The 18,017-nt window shown below is 42.1% G+C and carries 13 protein-coding genes; 7 read left to right on the top strand and 6 right to left on the bottom strand.

All coding sequences use genetic code 11. The annotated features are described in order from the left end of the window. Positions 1-181 precede the first annotated feature (181 nt). Positions 182-1,288 (top strand): aspartate-semialdehyde dehydrogenase, encoded by a 1,107-nt coding sequence (asd, locus tag J6836_RS17490; RefSeq protein ID WP_219245176.1) that lies wholly within the window; start codon positions 182-184, stop codon positions 1,286-1,288. A gap of 78 nt (positions 1,289-1,366) precedes the next feature. Here asd and J6836_RS17485 read toward each other — a convergent pair whose 3' ends face one another. From J6836_RS17485 to dnaA, 6 genes are all read right to left on the bottom strand, one after another. Continuing rightward, positions 1,367-1,714, bottom strand: coding sequence for a DUF1622 domain-containing protein (locus J6836_RS17485; RefSeq protein WP_219245175.1), 348 nt, complete (start codon positions 1,712-1,714; stop codon positions 1,367-1,369). Between the two features lie 180 nt (positions 1,715-1,894). Beyond that, positions 1,895-4,789, bottom strand: a complete 2,895-nt coding sequence (locus J6836_RS17480; RefSeq protein WP_219245174.1) for an autotransporter domain-containing protein — start codon at positions 4,787-4,789, stop codon at positions 1,895-1,897. 377 nt (positions 4,790-5,166) lie between these two features. Then, positions 5,167-7,581 (bottom strand): DNA topoisomerase (ATP-hydrolyzing) subunit B, encoded by a 2,415-nt coding sequence (gene gyrB, locus J6836_RS17475; protein ID WP_219245173.1) that lies wholly within the window; start codon positions 7,579-7,581, stop codon positions 5,167-5,169. An 18-nt stretch (positions 7,582-7,599) separates the two neighbouring features. Then, on the bottom strand, positions 7,600-8,694 hold the full coding sequence (gene recF / locus J6836_RS17470; RefSeq protein WP_219245172.1) for a DNA replication/repair protein RecF: 1,095 nt from the start codon (positions 8,692-8,694) through the stop codon (positions 7,600-7,602). A 9-nt stretch (positions 8,695-8,703) separates the two neighbouring features. Continuing rightward, a complete protein-coding gene (gene dnaN / locus J6836_RS17465) occupies positions 8,704-9,804 on the bottom strand; it encodes a DNA polymerase III subunit beta (RefSeq protein WP_206085625.1) in 1,101 nt (366 codons plus the stop codon). 5 nt (positions 9,805-9,809) lie between these two features. Beyond that, on the bottom strand, positions 9,810-11,201 hold the full coding sequence (gene dnaA, locus J6836_RS17460; RefSeq protein ID WP_219245171.1) for a chromosomal replication initiator protein DnaA: 1,392 nt from the start codon (positions 11,199-11,201) through the stop codon (positions 9,810-9,812). A 762-nt stretch (positions 11,202-11,963) separates the two neighbouring features. On the opposite strand from dnaA, the gene rpmH reads away from it, so the two are divergent. From rpmH to J6836_RS17430, 6 genes are all read left to right on the top strand, one after another. Next, positions 11,964-12,107, top strand: a complete 144-nt coding sequence (rpmH, locus tag J6836_RS17455; protein WP_004906236.1) for a 50S ribosomal protein L34 — start codon at positions 11,964-11,966, stop codon at positions 12,105-12,107. A 21-nt stretch (positions 12,108-12,128) separates the two neighbouring features. After that, the gene (gene rnpA / locus J6836_RS17450) at positions 12,129-12,488 is read left to right on the top strand and encodes a ribonuclease P protein component (protein WP_004906229.1); all 360 of its coding nucleotides are present in this window, start codon (positions 12,129-12,131) and stop codon (positions 12,486-12,488) included. Further along, the gene (gene yidD / locus J6836_RS17445; protein WP_102140049.1) at positions 12,452-12,712 is read left to right on the top strand and encodes a membrane protein insertion efficiency factor YidD; all 261 of its coding nucleotides are present in this window, start codon (positions 12,452-12,454) and stop codon (positions 12,710-12,712) included. Before rnpA ends, yidD begins: the two co-directional genes overlap by 37 nt. A 2-nt stretch (positions 12,713-12,714) precedes the next feature. After that, positions 12,715-14,364 carry a membrane protein insertase YidC gene (yidC, locus tag J6836_RS17440; protein WP_219245170.1) on the top strand — a complete coding sequence of 550 codons (1,650 nt, stop codon included), beginning with the start codon at positions 12,715-12,717 and terminating at the stop codon, positions 14,362-14,364. A 111-nt stretch (positions 14,365-14,475) separates the two neighbouring features. Continuing rightward, positions 14,476-15,840 carry a tRNA uridine-5-carboxymethylaminomethyl(34) synthesis GTPase MnmE gene (gene mnmE / locus J6836_RS17435; RefSeq protein ID WP_219245169.1) on the top strand — a complete coding sequence of 455 codons (1,365 nt, stop codon included), beginning with the start codon at positions 14,476-14,478 and terminating at the stop codon, positions 15,838-15,840. Positions 15,841-16,131: 291 nt separating this feature from the next. Continuing rightward, entirely contained in the window at positions 16,132-18,009 is a 1,878-nt protein-coding gene (locus J6836_RS17430; RefSeq protein WP_219245168.1) for a trypsin-like serine peptidase, read from the top strand. Positions 18,010-18,017: the final 8 nt, after the last annotated feature.

Here is an 18,017-nt window from a genome sequence, read left to right as displayed (position 1 = left end):
AATAGTGATGAAATTCACTTGCACACTGGGGCATATTTTGTCAGGTTTAATACATCCGAAAAATTTCTAGCTTCAACTTATGTGAATGCCCGATGAATGATAAAAATGGCAGCATCTAAGAGGGCTTGAGTCGGAACTGGAAATTTCTTGGTAAAATATTAAACAAACAGGGTGAATAGAAATGAAAAATGTAGGATTTGTTGGCTGGCGAGGAATGGTAGGCTCTGTACTGATGCAGAGAATGGTTGAAGAGCGTGATTTTGATGGAATTCGTCCTGTGTTCTTTACGACCTCACAACATGGTGCTGAAGCACCTACTTACTGCGGCCACCGTAGTACGTTACAAGACGCGTTTGATATTGATGCACTAAAAGCATTGGATATTATCATTAGTTGCCAAGGTGGTGACTATACCAATGATGTTTATCCGAAACTGCGTGAATCTGGCTGGAATGGCTATTGGATTGATGCAGCATCTTCATTACGTATGAAAGATGATGCAATTATCATTTTAGACCCAGTGAATAACCAACATATCCAAGATGGATTAAATAAAGGCATTAAGACCTTTGTTGGTGGTAACTGTACGGTCAGTTTGATGTTGATGTCTTTAGGCGGGTTATTCACCAATAATTTAGTTGAATGGGCATCTGTTGCCACCTACCAAGCGGCATCAGGTGCTGGTGCACGTAATATGCGTGAACTTTTAGCGCAAATGGGTTCATTACACACACAAGTGGCAAAAGAACTGCAAGACCCAGCATCCGCAATTTTAGATATCGAGAAAAAAGTAACCGACTTTACCCGTAGCGGCACAATGCCAACGGATGCTTTCGGTGTGCCATTAGCGGGCAGTTTAATTCCGTGGATTGATAAAGCGCTGGAAAACGGCCAAAGCCGCGAAGAGTGGAAAGGCCAAGCGGAAACTAACAAAATCTTAGCAACAGGTAATAACATCATTCCAGTGGATGGTTTATGTGTTCGTGTTGGCGCACTGCGTTGTCATAGCCAAGCTTTTACCTTAAAACTGAAAAAAGATATCCCATTAAAAGAGGTTGAGCAACTGTTGGCTTCTCATAATGACTGGGTAAAAGTGGTGCCGAATGACCGTGAAATTACTATGCGTGAGCTAACACCCGCAGCAGTCACAGGTACATTAAGCACGCCAGTAGGGCGTCTGCGTAAACTGAACATGGGCCCAGAGTATTTGTCTGCCTTTACAGTTGGTGACCAACTGTTATGGGGCGCCGCTGAACCGCTGCGTCGTATGTTGAGAATTTTACTGTAATTACAAACGAATACCGAGTTTTATCAAGCCTGCACATGAATGTTGTGCAGGCTTTTTTCGTTAAAGGGGCTCGGTAATTTATTGTGTTTTGTGAGTATGCTGTTGTGGTTGGTGTTCTAATTCTTTTGCTAAGAAATAGTTCAGGAACGTTCTGATCACGGCGATGATACCTAATTTGATCAGGCTGTCTAAATCAGGGTCAACCGTGGTGGCTAAAATATCTGCGGCTAACTGAAATTCCAACGCAGTAGCTAGCCAGTCACCAAAACAATAACGTGCAGTACGCGCGATTTTGACACGGAACCACACAATCAATGTTTTGATTAAACCAATAATCACACAGATAACCGAAATAGCTTCTAACAATAATTGAAGCACGTGAACGCTAGAGCCTAATAATTCACGTAAAAAAGTTAACTCAAACATAAAAGCCTCGATATTTAGATGAAACTCAATGCGTTAACTATGGGCAAAGATTAGCAAAATATCGAGTTTTATTGTGGGTCTATCGTTTCTGACTTGTCTTTCAGAAAAACAAAAAATCGCCTAATAATCGATAATTTAATTTTTAGACGATTTTCAATCATATAATTCTGTCAGCAAAGGTTAAAACGACAAGGAAAACTTAGCATTAACATTGTTATTGTCGTAATCGTTAGATTTTAGCTTGCTGTAATCAAGAGATACTTTATAACCGTCACCAATGTCTAAATTTGCCCCAACCCTTGCAGTCACACTATCCCGAGGGGCATCAACGCTTTGTGAAACAAACTCAGCACCTGTTTGTGGGAACTTTAAGTTTATCTTTCGCTCTAGGTTGCCATATTGGTGTTGCCAGCCAAGTTCACCATATAGGCCAAGTTGAAACTGGCTGTTGAGAACCCAACGGTTATCAATACGTAGCCCTAACATGGAAAGTAAAGTGGCAGTGCTTTGTTTGTCAGCACTTAATATTGATCGAGTCCCATCTTCATACATGGCTTGGTTGTGTGTATTGATATAGGCAAAATTTGTAAAAGGCTCGATATTTATGAAAGACGTTGTGAAAGGATAAGCCGCTTCAATAAAAGCTTGGCTTGATGCAATGTCGTAGGTCGATGTATTGGTATCAGTAGACGTCTGTAGGTTCACATATCTTTTTATATCGATGGCAGTGCTGCTATATTCAAAACCACCTCGAAGAACAATCGGTTTTATGTGTGCGCCGCCATAAGCTGCTATATGGTAGCTGACATTATCGCTCGTGTTACCCGCGCTGGATAATGAACCTTGTGTGGCACCTAAGGCGATGCCCGCCATAATGCTATCATGATAAAACCGCTGGCCTAGGCCGATGAACACACCATTTGCAGAGGCGTTATAGCTGGTCGAATTATTGTCACTGGGCCTATTTTCTTGTTGAAATAGCGTGCTTAGCCAGAAGTCCCTTTTATTCTCATTGACCTGATTTAATGACTCGGAGGCGCGAACCTGCTCAAGCAGTTTTCGTCGAATAGGCAGCGTGTTGTTGATTTTATTTGATAATATATGCGCATGAATTGGTTTGGATAATTCATATATTGTATCTTTCACCGTGTTTTCATCAGACAATATCAGGCTGGTATATAACGGGTGCTGCTTTGGCAAAGTATCAAGTACGGTTGCAATGGCTTTTTGGTTTGGTGTTTCAGCGAAAGAGGCAAACGGTATTTCACTGCGTGAAAAGTTTAGGATGACGTCATTTGGTGAATACATGAGTTTAGATTTAACAAAGGTATAGCCGGGTTGTACCGAATCGAACTGGCCTTTTACCCCTTTTTTTGCACTCAAGATGACGTATTCTTTATCCAGCAACTGAACGATTTGTTCTGCGGTGAGCGCGGTTTTTTTACCCTGAAACGTAACACTGACAGCTCCTCCATTTAACACCGCTAAGCCTTGGCTATTAATCTTGTCACTTTTTCCATCCTCTGTAATTTCAACAGGATATAAGCTATTGGGTTCAAATGTGACAGAGTCGGCAATCTCGATAGTCACGGCTTTATTTTTGCCAGGGGTAATCGCCCCACCGCTTTTTACGGTTAAGTTGCGAATTGGTCCATTACCCTTAAGTAGCCCTCCATTATGAATACTGACATCGTGCATTTTCCCATTATTGATAACGAGCCCTGTGTGTATATCTAATGGGGAATTCAAACTACCGTTTATGGTTAGCTCCCCACCATTGACGGATGACCGTGTTGCGTAAGTATTTTCGCCAGCTAAAGTGATATAACCTTCGTTGAGGTGTAGGCCAGCAAAGCGATTGTTGCCTGATAAAATGAGTGTGCCAGTGCCGGATTTGATTAATTTCCCAGGGCCATGAATGTTTTTTTTCCACTCATCGTTAGTTAAATATGTCTCTAAGCTATACGCACTTTTGTTTTGGCTAATCATAAAGTCGTCATAGAAATAAGTCGGGCCATCATAAGCTTCAGGTAGATTGATTAACCCCCAATAAGTATTTGGGTCATCTTTATTGATGTTCCAACCTGAAATAGATTCAGGGGAATAGGCGGTATTGGCGATAATACTCAGCCGTTGTTCTTCGGTCAGATAGGCAAAACGCATCCGCAGTAAGTTATTGGCTAATTTAGGAAATTTATCGGGGGTGAGTGTGGGGATGGTATAGGCATTTCCAACTTTGGGGCTGCCTTCTGGTTCGGTAGCAAAGCAGTTATTGAGAGAATGCCGACATTGACTGGGTAAGCTGGAATAGGCATCTTTGGCTAAGGTAGCAAATGATTCAGCAATCTTGTCATCTGCTAAGTGTTGGGCAAGTAAATAATAATTCCCTGTTCGCGAAGCGATGATATCAGTTGGGAAATGCGCCCCAACGATGACTCTGCTTTCACCATATTCAGCAGCTCGGCTGTCTATCGCTTTTATTTTCTTAGGGAATAACATTGATAAGGTTGCTGCTTGTTTATAAGCACTCCAAGCATGGCCACTTGGGTACGATGAGCCTGTTATTTTTGTATAATCTGGCAGGTACTCACCATTGGGGTCGAGAACGTGTTTTGGCCGACCGCGAAGAAAATGGTCTTTTAAACTAAATTCCATCGCCTTTTCGGGCTGTTTAGGGTCTAACTGAGTGGTATGGCCTTGGTTAAATAAAGATTGCAGCTTTTTGAAGGGGCGATTCTCTGCTAAATCAATGTTCTGTTTATTTTCACCGAATATAACTTTATTAAATGTGCTTGATAAATAATCTTTTTTTTGGTTTTTATCCGCTTCTGCGAGTGTTTTTCGCTCACCCGTTATTTTTCTTTTTTCATGGTAAATCACCCTGTCTTTCTCTGCTGCGAGGGAGTTTTCAGAGGGGGGGGGTGTGATTGCTTCATTTTTAATGCCTTGAAGCCAGTCATTTCTTTTATCTAAAATTTGCTTTTCTGTATCTTCATAGCCTTTTAATGCCAATGAAGGATAAGCATAAAATATTGATACCAATATAATGGGTATAGATTTAAATGGGCTTTTCATTATATTCCTACAGGCTTATTTAGTGAGTTTTAAATTAGCGATATTCTGTTTTCAGAACGTAATCTGTTTTATGCCGAAGGAAATAAAAATAATAGAGTTATTTTTTTTGATTTAGATGTGTGTTTATTTGTTTTTTTATTTTTCTTTTACTGTGGTATTTGTTTATGTGTTTGATTTTAAGTGATTTTTATTTTGTTTTATCTGTGCTGGATAACGGTGTTTTGTTAGATGGTCGATAAGTTGAAAATAAGACTAAATTTATTTTTTCAATCTAATGATTAAAGTAAAAAAATATAATTTTAATACTATTTAATATTTAAATAAAAACCCCTGATATTTGCATATCAGGGGTTTTATAAATAGCACCAATATAATAATTAAATATCGATATTTGCGGCTTTTAAGGCGTTCTCTTCAATAAAGGCACGACGTGGTTCAACAGCATCACCCATTAATGTGGTGAAGAGTAAGTCTGTTGCGATTGCATCTTTCACTGTTACACGCATCATACGACGAGTTTCCGGGTTCATGGTGGTTTCCCAAAGTTGTTCAGGGTTCATTTCACCAAGACCTTTATAGCGTTGTACATACAGGCCACGACGTGATTCACGTGTTAACCAAGCCAGTGCTTCTTCGAAGTTGCTAATGTCTTGACGGCGTTCACCACGTTGGATGTAGGCACCTTCTTCAATCAGCCCACCAATGATATCACCTAAGTGAGTGATACGGCGGTACTCACTACCGTGTACAAAATCAAAATCGAGGTTGTAATCAGTATCAACACCGTGGGTGCGAATACGGATGGTTGGTTCGAACAATTGACGTTCACGGTTTTCGTTAATAGTGTAGCTGTAGGTGCTACCGAATTGCTCGTTGTCCGTTAAGCGCTGAACAAGCGTTTTTGCCCATTCTTCAACTTTTTCTTTGGTTTTTAAATCATCTTCCGTCAAAGTTGACTGATAAACCAAGCTATTGAGTAACGCTTGTGGGTAAAGGCGCTCAAGACGGCGAATAATACGGTGAGCCGCATTGTATTCAACAACCAACTTCTCTAATTCCTCACCTTTCATGGCTGGTGCATCTGCACTTAAATGCAGCTCAGCGCCATCAAGGGCGATAGAAATTAGGTAATCGTCCATCGCATCGTCATCTTTAATGTACTGTTCTTGTTTACCACGCTTCACTTTGTACAGTGGTGGCTGAGCGATAAAGATATGGCCACGCTCAACAATTTCAGGCATTTGACGATAGAAGAAGGTCAACAGTAACGTACGAATGTGTGAACCATCGACGTCGGCATCCGTCATGATAATAATGCTGTGGTAACGCAGTTTGTCTGGGTTATATTCATCGCGACCGATACCACAACCTAATGCGGTAATAAGGGTTGCAACTTCCTGAGAAGAAAGCATTTTATCAAAACGCGCTTTTTCAACGTTAAGAATTTTACCTTTCAGCGGTAGGATGGCTTGGTTTTTACGGTTACGGCCTTGTTTTGCTGAGCCGCCCGCTGAGTCCCCTTCCACAAGGTACAGTTCGGATAATGCAGGGTCGCGTTCTTGGCAGTCAGCCAGTTTACCCGGTAAGCCTGCTAAATCTAACGCGCCTTTACGACGTGTCATTTCACGGGCTTTACGTGCTGCTTCACGCGCACGTGCGGCATCAATAATTTTCCCAACAACGATTTTGGCGTCATTTGGGTTTTCCAGTAAATACTCAACCAGTTTCTCATTCATCATCGTTTCAACCGCAGTTTTCACTTCGGATGACACCAGTTTTTCTTTGGTTTGTGATGAGAATTTAGGATCAGGGACTTTTACAGAAATAACAGCAATCAGACCTTCACGGGCATCGTCACCTGTTGCGTTGACTTTGCTTTTTTTCTGATAACCTTCTTTTTCCATGTAGTTGTTCAGTGTACGCGTCATCGCGGCACGGAAACCAGCAAGGTGAGTACCACCATCGCGCTGTGGAATGTTATTGGTAAAGCAGTAAACGTTTTCTTGGAAACCATCATTCCACTGCATTGAAACTTCAACGCCAATACCGTCTTTTTCTGTAGAGAAATAGAATACGGATGGGTGGATCGGGGTTTTGTTGCGGCTTAAATACTCAACGAATGCTTTGATACCACCTTCATAATGGAAATGGTCTTCTTTTCCATCACGCTTATCAATGAGTTTGATAGAAACGCCCGAGTTTAAGAAGGATAACTCACGTAAACGCTTCGCTAATATGTCATATTCGAACTCAGTGACGCCTTTAAAGGTGTCCATGCTTGGCCAAAAACGGACGCGTGTCCCTGTTTGGTCAGTTTCACCAACAACGGTTAAAGGGCCTTGAGGCTCACCGTGTTTGTAGATTTGTTCGTGGACTTTGCCATCACGCTTGATGACTAATTCTAATTTTTCAGATAAGGCGTTAACAACCGATACCCCTACGCCGTGCAATCCGCCGGAAACTTTATAGGAGTTATCATCGAATTTACCCCCTGCGTGCAGAACTGTCATGATGACTTCTGCAGCAGAGACACCTTCTTCTTCGTGGATACCCGTTGGGATACCACGTCCATCATCCTGTACGGAGATAGAGTTATCGGCATGGATAGTGATAACGATATCGTCACAAAAGCCTGCGAGGGCTTCGTCGATAGCATTGTCGACAACCTCGAAAACCATGTGATGAAGACCTGTTCCATCGTCTGTATCACCGATATACATGCCCGGGCGCTTACGCACCGCATCCAGTCCTTTTAATACCTTGATACTTGAGGAGTCATATGTATTCGACATCAACGTTTCCTGCTCTTTCTATTCCTGAGGTTGAACTTCTATTTTGCCATGTTCTACGCTAAACATCTTGCTATTTGCATCTATCATATCATTAACTTGCTCGGGTGTAATGGCACTAACAAACACCTGTGCTTGCGTAGCTTTGAGGCGAGCTGCCAATAATTGACGGCGACCCGCATCGAGTTCGGAGGCAAAATCATCCAGCAGATACAGGCATTGCTGCCCGCTCTGACGGGTGAAAAACTCACCCTGCGCTAACCTAAGTGCACACATCAACAGCTTGAGCTGTCCCCGTGAAAGCATGTCTTCAACAGGAATCCCATTGGCTCTGATCCGCAAATCCGCTTTATGTGGTCCTGAAGCGGTGTAGGTTAGTGCTCTATCACGCTCAAATTGGCGTTCTAGTTGCTCTGAATAATCAATTTCTTTATCCCAACCACGTTGGAAGGAGACAGATAATGAAAATTCGGGTAAAAATTGTTGGCAAGTCTGCTCTATATTCTCTGCAATACCAGAAATATAGTCTTGTCGCCATTGACTTATTTGCTCTGAAAGTGGTGCTAACTGAGCATCCCAATGGCGAATTTGATCATAACGAGTGACTTGCCGTAAAGCGGCATTTCGCTGCTTTAATAACCGTTTTAAATCTGACCAAACAGAGAAAAACAGTGGGTCGTTGTGAAAACAGCCCCAATCAATGAATGCGCGGCGGTATTTAGGGCCGCCATTGAGTAAGGTAAAACCTTCTGGGGTAATCAATTGCATTGGCAATAATTTTGCGAGTTCAGCAATTTTATGGCCATCTGTTCCGTCAATTCGGACTTTACTGTCACCTTCGCGGTTTTTACTTAAGCCTAATGAAAGGTCGTTACGCGTTTCATCTAAGTGACTCAGTTTACCATGAAGAATAAATTGTTCTTGTTCATGGCGTATAACTCGGTTCGCTTGAATACTGCGAAATGCACGGCCATGGCCTAAAGTGTATATCGCTTCCAATATACTGGTTTTACCGCTCCCATTCGGGCCAATGAGAAAATTAAACCCATTGGCTAAGGAGAGATCCGCATTTTCTATATTTCGAAAATCGCGGATCAATAAACGCGAAAGGATCATAAATACCGATTATAAACGCATTGGCATGACGACATAAACTGCCGCTTTGCTGTCCGCATCTTCAATTTGTACGCTAGAAGTTGCATCAGTGAGTAGGAGTTGCACATTTTCACTTTTCAGCGCGTTAAGGACATCTAAGATGTAGCTGACGTTAAAGCCGATTTCCATTTCAGTGCCTTGGTAGCTGACGTCAACGATTTCTTCAGCTTCCTCTTGCTCAGGGTTATTCGCCGTGATGCGCAATTGATTTTCACTAAAATACAGACGGACACCGCGGAATTTTTCATTTGATAAAATTGCAGCACGGGAAAACGCTTGTTTAAGTAAGTCACAACGCGCTTCTAATGTTTTGTCTGGGTTTTTCGGTAACACGCGGCGGTAATCAGGGAAACGACCATCCACTAACTTAGACGTGAAGATAAAGTCCCCAACATGGGCACGAATATTGTTGCTGCCGATTTGCAATTGCAAAGGGGCATCGCCACCGTCTAATAAGCGCATTAACTCAATCACGCCTTTACGTGGTACGATCACGGAGTGAGACGGCAGAGATTGCCCAATATCCATCGCACAAACCGCCAAGCGGTGGCCATCGGTTGAAACCGTTCTGAGCATTTGGTCTTCTGTTTCAAATAACATACCGTTGAGGTAATAACGAACATCTTGGTGTGCCATTGAAAACTGAGTCGCTTCAATTAAACGTTTCAGTATTGATTGCGGAAGAGAAAATTCAACTTCGCTTTGCCAATCATCCAAGTTTGGAAAATCAGCCGCAGGCAACGTTGATAATGAGAAGCGGCTTCGCCCAGAACGGACGAGCAGTCTGTCATCATTGAGCTCTACATGAATTTCAGAACCCTCTGGTAATCCACGCCAAATATCGAAAAATTTGCGTGCGGGCACCGTTGTTGCGCCAACTTCATGTTCCCCTGTTAGGGTGACATTGGCCATCATCTCCATTTCGAGGTCGGTTCCAGTGAGTTGGAGGGTGCCTTCTTTTACCTGTAATAAAAGGTTACCTAAAATAGGCAGAGTTGGACGCCCACCTAAAGGACCACTAACCTGTTGTAACGGTTTTAATAACTGCTCGCGTTCTATTATAAATTTCATAGCAATTAAGATGATAATGTTCTGATTAAATTAGAAAAATCTTCTTTGATGTCATGGCTTTCTTCCCGTAACTGTTCAATTTTACGACAAGCGTGTAACACCGTGGTATGGTCACGGCCGCCAAAGGCATCCCCGATTTCAGGTAAACTATGGTTAGTCAGCTCTTTCGCCAGTGCCATTGCCATCTGACGCGGACGAGCGACAGAACGAGAACGACGTTTTGAAAGTAAATCAGCGACTTTAATTTTATAATACTCAGCAACTGTTTTCTGAATATTATCAATAGTTACCAGTTTTTCTTGTAGTGCTAATAGGTCACGTAGTGCTTCTCTGACAAAATCGATTGTTATCGCGCGGCCAGTAAAGTTTGCATTGGCAATCACACGATTTAACGCGCCTTCCAATTCACGGACGTTGGAACGCAGACGTTTTGCGATGAAAAAGGCCACTTCACCTGGAAGCTGAATCTCATTTTCATCCGCTTTTTTCATTAATATCGCCACACGCGTTTCAAGTTCTGGTGGTTCAATAGCGACGGTTAGACCCCAACCAAAGCGTGATTTTAAGCGATCTTCCACCCCGTTAATTTCTTTAGGATAACGGTCGGACGTTAAAATAATTTGCTGATTGCCTTCAAGTAGCGCGTTAAATGTATGGAAGAATTCTTCCTGAGAACGCTCTTTATTGGCAAAAAATTGAATATCATCAATTAATAATGCATCGACAGAACGGTAATAGCGTTTGAACTCTTCAATGGCGTTGTTCTGTAGAGCTTTGACCATATCTTGAACAAAACGTTCAGAGTGCATGTAAACGACACGTGCATTGGCCTTGTGTTGCATAATGCTGTTGCCCACAGCGTGCAATAAGTGGGTTTTACCTAAACCCGTTCCGCCATAAAGGAATAACGGATTATAAGCCCCACCTGGATTTTCAGCGACTTGTCTCGCCGCTGCGCGAGCCAACTGGTTCGATTTACCTTCAACAAAGTTATCAAAATTGTGCTTAGGGTTCACATTTGAACGGTAAGCCACATCAGGTTGTACTTTTGCTGAATTGTCCCAACTTGGTTTAACGGGCGCTGACGGTACGGCAAAAGCAGGCACTTCGTGAGTAGTACGAGCTTGAGGTGCTGCTGGCGCGACAGTAATCGGTTTATTGCCTACTTCAAAGTGTAGTGCAGGTGCGTCAGTTCCACAAAAGTCATTCAATAATTCGTTGATATTATTGATGTACTTATCCCTAACCCAGTCGAGAACGAAACGATTTGGGGCATAAAGAGCCAGCGTATTGTCGTTTAATTCAGCTTGAAGAGGGCGTATCCACATACTGAATTCTGTGGCAGGTAGTTCATCCTGCAATCGGGCAAGACATTGCTGCCAAAGCGAAAGTGACACGTTGGACTCCCCTAAACAAGGTCAATGGAACAAAAAAGAAGTACGGATGTAAATACAGAATTTTCTATGGGGCATTTTTTAAAACGACCCTAAGTGGTTTAGATTAACTTTAACTCACTGCATATTGCTGATCTGTGGATCAGAAATAGACCAGCGATCATACCGTAAAATTCGCCAGAGATCTTCATTCTTTTACACAGTTTTTATGCTTTTTATCCACAGGCAAATGTGATAAGGCATCGCTTATAAGGAAGACATTAGCTGGGGGATCTGAGTTTTTGTTATTTTTTCCACATGGCTGGGGATAACTTTAGACGATTTAGCGAAAATATTCCTTAAGATCAAAAAATATTTTTAGATCGCGGGAAGATCCTTGCGCTTTGGGGCGGAGTCCGTATAATCTTCCTCCCTGTGTACAGTGCTGATGTGATTTTTACACGAAACTGCGGTATACTTGTTGGGTTCTTTGTTCAGTTCTAACCTAAAGGTTAGGCATGAATACAGGCAAAAGCAGGTTGTCAGTCAGTATGAAAATAGAATCATGAGTTGACTGTCACAGCATATGTCGGCAAACCGGTCAGCCAGGCTATAAATAAAAGTGGTTTGATTGCGTCATTTTATTGACGTGACCCCCTATGTTTTATTACAATCCTGCCTCTTTCTATATTGTTGCGATAGAGGCACAGGTGTAAATCAGTTTCCACTGGTTGCCAACGCGTTTACTGAATCAGTAATAAATTTAAAAGTTAGGTAGAAATCGTTATGAAACGCACTTTTCAACCGTCCGTACTGAAGCGCAACCGTTCACACGGTTTCCGTGCTCGTATGGCCACTAAAAATGGTCGTCAGGTTCTGGCTCGCCGTCGTGCTAAAGGCCGCGCTCGTCTGACCGTTTCATCTAAGTAATAAAGCTAGCCCTCTATTCCAGTGGTTACGCTCGCTTTTACCCGGGAGTTACGTTTGTTAACTCCCAGGCATTTCGATAATGTCTTTAAGCAGCCGCAGAGGGCGAGTTCCCCAGAGATAACAATCCTTGGTCGCCTAAACGAGCTGGGGCATCCCCGCATCGGTCTTACCATCGCCAAAAAAAATGTTAAACGAGCTCATGAGCGAAATCGTATTAAACGATTAGCGCGTGAATACTTTCGTCTGCATCAACACGAGTTGCCTTCAATGGACTTTGTGGTATTGGTAAGAAAAGGGGTTGCCAATCTCGACAATCAACAGATCACGGAAGCATTGGATAAGTTATGGCGTCGTCATCGTCGCTTGGCTCAAAAATCCTGATCATGCTGATCAGAGGCTACCAACTGGCGATTAGTCCGTTGTTAGGGCCTCGTTGTCGCTTCAATCCTACTTGTTCAAATTACGGAATTGAGGCATTGCGCAGGTTTGGTATGCTAAAAGGGAGTTGGTTAACGGCGAAACGCGTATTAAAATGCCACCCTTTACACGCTGGTGGAGATGATCCTGTCCCACCCAGAAAAACTGATGATAATAGAGAATTATAACGATGGATTCGCAACGCAATCTTCTACTCATCGCTTTGTTGTTCGTGTCGTTCTTAGTTTGGCAGGCCTGGGAGAGCGATAAAGTTGCTCAGGACGTTAAAACTGTTCAAACTTCGCAACAAGCGGATATGCCAAGCAGTGATGCCCAAGCAGTAACTAGCAGTGGGCAAGGTAAGCTCATCACCGTTAAAACTGATGTACTGGATATTCGCATCAATACTCGTGGTGGTGATATCGATGAGGCTGACCTGTTAGCCTATCCTGCGACCCTTCATTCGGAAGACCCTTTCCGTTTACTGGAAACTAACCCAGGCTTTGTCTACCAGGCACAAAGTGGTTTGATTGGCCCTCATGGCCCAGACAACCCAGCAAATAATAACGGCGAACGTCCGCTATACTCTGCAGATTCTGCAACTTTCACTTTAGCGAACGGCCAAGACGTATTACGCGTCCCAATGTCATTTACGGATAGCAACGGTGTTGTTTACCAAAAAACGTACATTGTGAAACGCGGCCAATATACTGTTGAAGTTGAATACAGTATCCAAAACCCGACAGCACAACCGCTGACGTTGGCGTTTTTCGGTCAGTTAAAACAAACTATCGAATTACCAAAAGATCGTGATACCGGTAGCAGCAACTTTGCTCTGCACACTTACCGTGGTGCGGCGTACTCTTCTGATGAAAACAACTATAAAAAATATAGCTTTGGTGACATTGAAGATAAAAACCTGAGCCTGAGCACAAAAGGCGGCTGGGTTGCGATGCTGCAACAATACTTTGCGACAGCTTGGATCCCCGCAAGCGCAGAGAAAAGCACGTTCTATACCATCGACCTTGATAAAAAATCTGCCATCATTGGTTATAAGAGTGAGCCAATGACGATTGCCGCTAATGGCGCAGGTACTTATTCATCAACGTTATGGGTTGGTCCAGAAATTCAGTCTGAGATGGCAGCAGTTGCACCACACTTAGACTTAACCGTTGATTACGGTTGGTTATGGTTTATCTCTCAGCCATTATTTAAATTGCTGAAATTTATTCACGGTTTCGTGGGTAACTGGGGTATCGCCATCATCGTTATCACCTTTATCGTTCGTGGTATCATGTACCCGCTGACTAAAGCGCAGTACACCTCCATGGCGAAAATGCGTTTACTGCAACCGAAACTGGCTGCAATGCGTGAGCGTATTGGTGACGATAAACAACGTATGAGCCAAGAAATGATGGCGATGTATAAAGCAGAAAAAGTAAATCCACTGGGTGGATGTTTACCGCTGCTTATCCAAATGCCTATCTTCCTTGCACTTTACTATATGTTGATGGGTTCTGTTGAACTGCGTCACGCACCGTTCTTCGGTTGGATTCAAGACTTGTCTGCACAAGACCCGTATTACATCCTGCCAGTATTAATGGGTGTGACGATGTTTGTGATTCAGAAAATGTCACCAACCGCTGTAACTGACCCTATGCAGCAGAAGATTATGACGTACATGCCTGTCGTGTTCACCATCTTCTTCCTGTGGTTCCCATCAGGTCTGGTACTGTATTATATCGTGAGTAACTTAGTGACTATCATCCAGCAACAAGTGATTTACCGTGGTCTGGAAAAACGTGGTCTGCACAGTCGCGATAAAAAAGAGAAAAAATAATCTAAATTCTCATTGAGTTTAGAAGGCTTCACAAAGCCAGATTCTATAGTAACATTGAGGCGTTCCACTTCGGAGCGCCTCAATTTTTTTACGCAGAGACAGAGAAACATCATGCTGATTAACGATACTATCATCGCACAGGCAACACCTCCCGGTCGTGGTGGTGTCGGTATTTTACGTGTATCTGGCCCGAAAGCGGCATTAGTTGCCGAAACGGTTCTCGGGAAACTCCCTAAGCCACGTTATGCGGATTACCTCCCTTTTCGTGATGTGGAAGGGGCTGTACTTGACCAAGGTATTGCCATTTATTTTCCTGGCCCAAATTCGTTTACTGGGGAAGATGTCCTTGAGTTACAAGGGCATGGTGGTCCTGTTATTCTTGACCTATTATTAAGACGAATTCTTGCTATTGAAGGTATTCGTATCGCGAATCCTGGGGAGTTCTCTGAGCGTGCATTTTTAAATGACAAGCTCGACTTAGCCCAAGCAGAAGCTATCGCCGATTTAATTGATGCGAGCTCAGAACAGGCAGCGCGTTCGGCAATGAATTCTCTGCAAGGTGCGTTTTCTTCCCATATTCATCAATTGGTGGAAGCACTCACTCACTTGCGGATCTATGTGGAAGCCGCCATCGATTTCCCTGATGAAGAAATTGATTTCTTATCTGATGGTAAAATTGAAGCCAAACTTAATGAAGTGGTGGCAGACTTAGAACAGGTTCGCTCCCAAGCTCGCCAAGGCAGTTTGTTGCGTGAAGGGATGAAAGTGGTGATTGCTGGCCGCCCAAATGCAGGTAAATCGAGCTTATTGAATGCATTAGCGGGGCGTGAAGCGGCAATTGTCACTGATATTGCAGGAACGACCCGTGATGTCTTACGTGAACATATTCATATCGATGGGATGCCACTGCATATCATTGATACCGCAGGGTTACGTGAAGCAAGTGATGAAGTTGAGCGTATTGGTATCGAACGGGCGTGGAAAGAAATTGAGCAAGCTGACCACGTGTTGTTTATGGTGGATAGCACCACTACCAACGCTACGGAGCCGCAAGAGATTTGGCCTGAATTTATGGCGCGCTTACCTGATGAATTACCTGTTACGGTTATCCGCAATAAAGCCGATATGACGGGTGAGCCAGTAGAGTTTATCAATGATACCCGTTACCCATTAATTCGTTTGTCTGCCCGTGAAGAAAAAGGGATTGATTTGCTGCGCGATCACCTGAAAGAAACCATTGGGTTTAACAGCAATACGGAAGGTGGGTTCCTTGCGCGTAGTCGTCATTTACAAGCACTGAATGCGGCGGCCATTCACCTAGAACAGGGCTATGACCAGTTAGTGAATGCTCGCTCCGGTGAGTTATTGGCAGAAGAATTACGTTTAGCTCAACAAGAGCTGAGTGAGATCACGGGTGAGTTTACCTCTGACGACCTATTAGGGCGTATTTTCTCCAGTTTCTGTATTGGCAAATAGTTAAATCCGAGAGGGTATCAGCATATTATTGAGCTCGTGCTGATACCTTGCTGAAAAACAGCGGAATAAAGCATTTCATGTAAGTAATTACTTACTTTCTAATATTAACCTACCATTAAAATTGTTATTTACTCTATTATTTGTATTCTAATTAAATAATATATAGCAATGTTAATTTTTATATTATTTTTGCTGGGATAAAAAATCTATAATTAGCTTCGTAATTTAAATTTGAAATAAATAAAAATATTTATTAATAATCTTTGTTATTTTAAGTGAAAGGGATTGATAATGGATGTATATAAATTAGCACATTTTAATGAGAAAATTAATATTGATGTTATTAAAAATAATATTAAAGGAAAGATTCACTCTTTTTTTGTTGAACGTACTCATTCGACTTTTTTAAAATTGCACTTCTCAAATATTCATCTGCCACAAAATAGTTATGTTGAATTTGAATACGGGGATAGTGTTATACAACGAGAAAATTTTTATCAGATAAATGACACGGTAGTGACTATCCCAAGTAGCGGCGTGAATATTCGAGTTAGATTACCGTTACTTACTGATGTAGAACATGATTTTTCGTTTTTCCTAGATTCGATTGAGCACGATAATAACTCAAGAGTGATTATCGGCCAAGACGAACGAAAACCTTATATGTGTCATGAAGGAAGCCCAATTGCTGAGTATGCGTTATCAAGTGCGGCAGCGCGAATTGGTGGATGGGGGTCTTGTTCCTTAATTGGCAGTGAAAATCATGTACTCACTAATAACCATGTTGTTGAGAGTGACCTTAATTTAATCAATGGCGAAATATGGTTTAATTGGTTTAATGAGACTTGTAGTTCGACATCTACCGTGACTGAGCCGGTTCGTTTAAAGCCAGGTAGAATATTAAAGCGAGGGATCAGTTCTAGCGATAATGACTATGCGTTATTTACATTAAATGAATTTGATTATGTCAATTCTAATGTAAAAGCATTATTTGGTGGGCTTGCATTAAGCCATAATAATCCTGTTAAAGGTGAGAATATTTATGTTCCACAATATGGTGATGGTGGATTACGCCCAATGTATATTGGCGATATAAAAAATGGCAAATTTGCTGAGATATTAAACGTTGAAAATAATGGCAACAAAATAGTTCACAATGCTGATACTCAAGGGGGGTCATCAGGTTCTCCTGTTATATCAAGAGTCAGTAATCAGATAATTGGATTACATTGGGGGGGCGGGAGTGTCAATGTTGGCGTTTCGGCACAAAAACTGAATATTGAGTTAGGCAATTTTATTGATAAGAGCAATACCCCGATTACTGGGTTAGGAAAAATTGCATCAACCAATCTCGAATTAACGCCAATTAGTTCATTCGACACACTCATTCCAATATCTTTAAGTGAAGGAAGCCGAATTCAGCCTTTCGATACCGTTAAAATAGAAAATCATGATAATTATTCAACTGTGTCTGTTGAGGCGCTCGATTTAATCACAAATGAAACATTTCCTCTTATCTTTAAAGCATGCTTAGTCAAAGAGGATTACCAAGGACACCTCCAAGGTGATATCACTGGTGATGTTTTCTTAAAACTCTATGATTTTGTTATTGAAAAAAACGGTATATCTAAAAGTTGGTTCACTTTTAAAATATCTGATGATGCACATAACATTAAAAACCATGTTATTAGGCTGATTTTTGATCATTATGACCCCTATGAGGTGCCATTTGATATCGAAAGTGCTGAAGTGTTGGTATTGAACCTTAGCCAAGATAAAAAAAATACGACAAGCTACACGGTAAATGGCAACGATTATTATGGGTTTGTTGCTTTGTATCGCGGGCAGGGACCTCTGTCTTTGGTCTGGTCTGAAAAAGCATACTCACTGGTAAAGGGGCTGTTAAAGAATTCATTAGGTGATGAAGTCCTTGTTAATTTCAGAGCTTCTCGCCAAACAGAGTGCGCTTCGAACTCAATGAATACAGCTGCTGCATGTAGTTCCCAGAATAAATTCTCTCGGCTAGAATTGGAATATTTGCCTAAAGATAACCCACATCTTGTATTAGAAAATTGTGTTTATGAAGGGATCATTCCGTTACAGGCAAAATCGTGGCAAGGGGAACCTAGTAAAAATATTTTAGTTAAAGTCTCTTTACGGTCCGAATAACTACCGTA

Origin of the sequence: Providencia sp. R33 (genome assembly GCF_019343475.1) — a bacterium.
GTDB lineage: Bacteria > Pseudomonadota > Gammaproteobacteria > Enterobacterales > Enterobacteriaceae > Providencia.
This window is presented reverse-complemented; position numbering and strand designations above follow the sequence as displayed.

Coding starts and splice junctions, on each gene's coding strand:
- asd (WP_219245176.1), top strand. CDS start 182: ATGAAAAATGTAGGATTTGTTGGCTGGCGAGGAATGGTAGGCTCTGTA.
- dnaN (WP_206085625.1), bottom strand. CDS start 9,804: ATGAAATTTATAATAGAACGCGAGCAGTTATTAAAACCGTTACAACAG.
- yidC (WP_219245170.1), top strand. CDS start 12,715: ATGGATTCGCAACGCAATCTTCTACTCATCGCTTTGTTGTTCGTGTCG.
- gyrB (WP_219245173.1), bottom strand. CDS start 7,581: ATGTCGAATACATATGACTCCTCAAGTATCAAGGTATTAAAAGGACTG.
- recF (WP_219245172.1), bottom strand. CDS start 8,694: ATGATCCTTTCGCGTTTATTGATCCGCGATTTTCGAAATATAGAAAAT.
- J6836_RS17430 (WP_219245168.1), top strand. CDS start 16,132: ATGGATGTATATAAATTAGCACATTTTAATGAGAAAATTAATATTGAT.
- yidD (WP_102140049.1), top strand. CDS start 12,452: ATGGCGTCGTCATCGTCGCTTGGCTCAAAAATCCTGATCATGCTGATC.
- J6836_RS17485 (WP_219245175.1), bottom strand. CDS start 1,714: ATGTTTGAGTTAACTTTTTTACGTGAATTATTAGGCTCTAGCGTTCAC.
- mnmE (WP_219245169.1), top strand. CDS start 14,476: ATGCTGATTAACGATACTATCATCGCACAGGCAACACCTCCCGGTCGT.
- rpmH (WP_004906236.1), top strand. CDS start 11,964: ATGAAACGCACTTTTCAACCGTCCGTACTGAAGCGCAACCGTTCACAC.
- J6836_RS17480 (WP_219245174.1), bottom strand. CDS start 4,789: ATGAAAAGCCCATTTAAATCTATACCCATTATATTGGTATCAATATTT.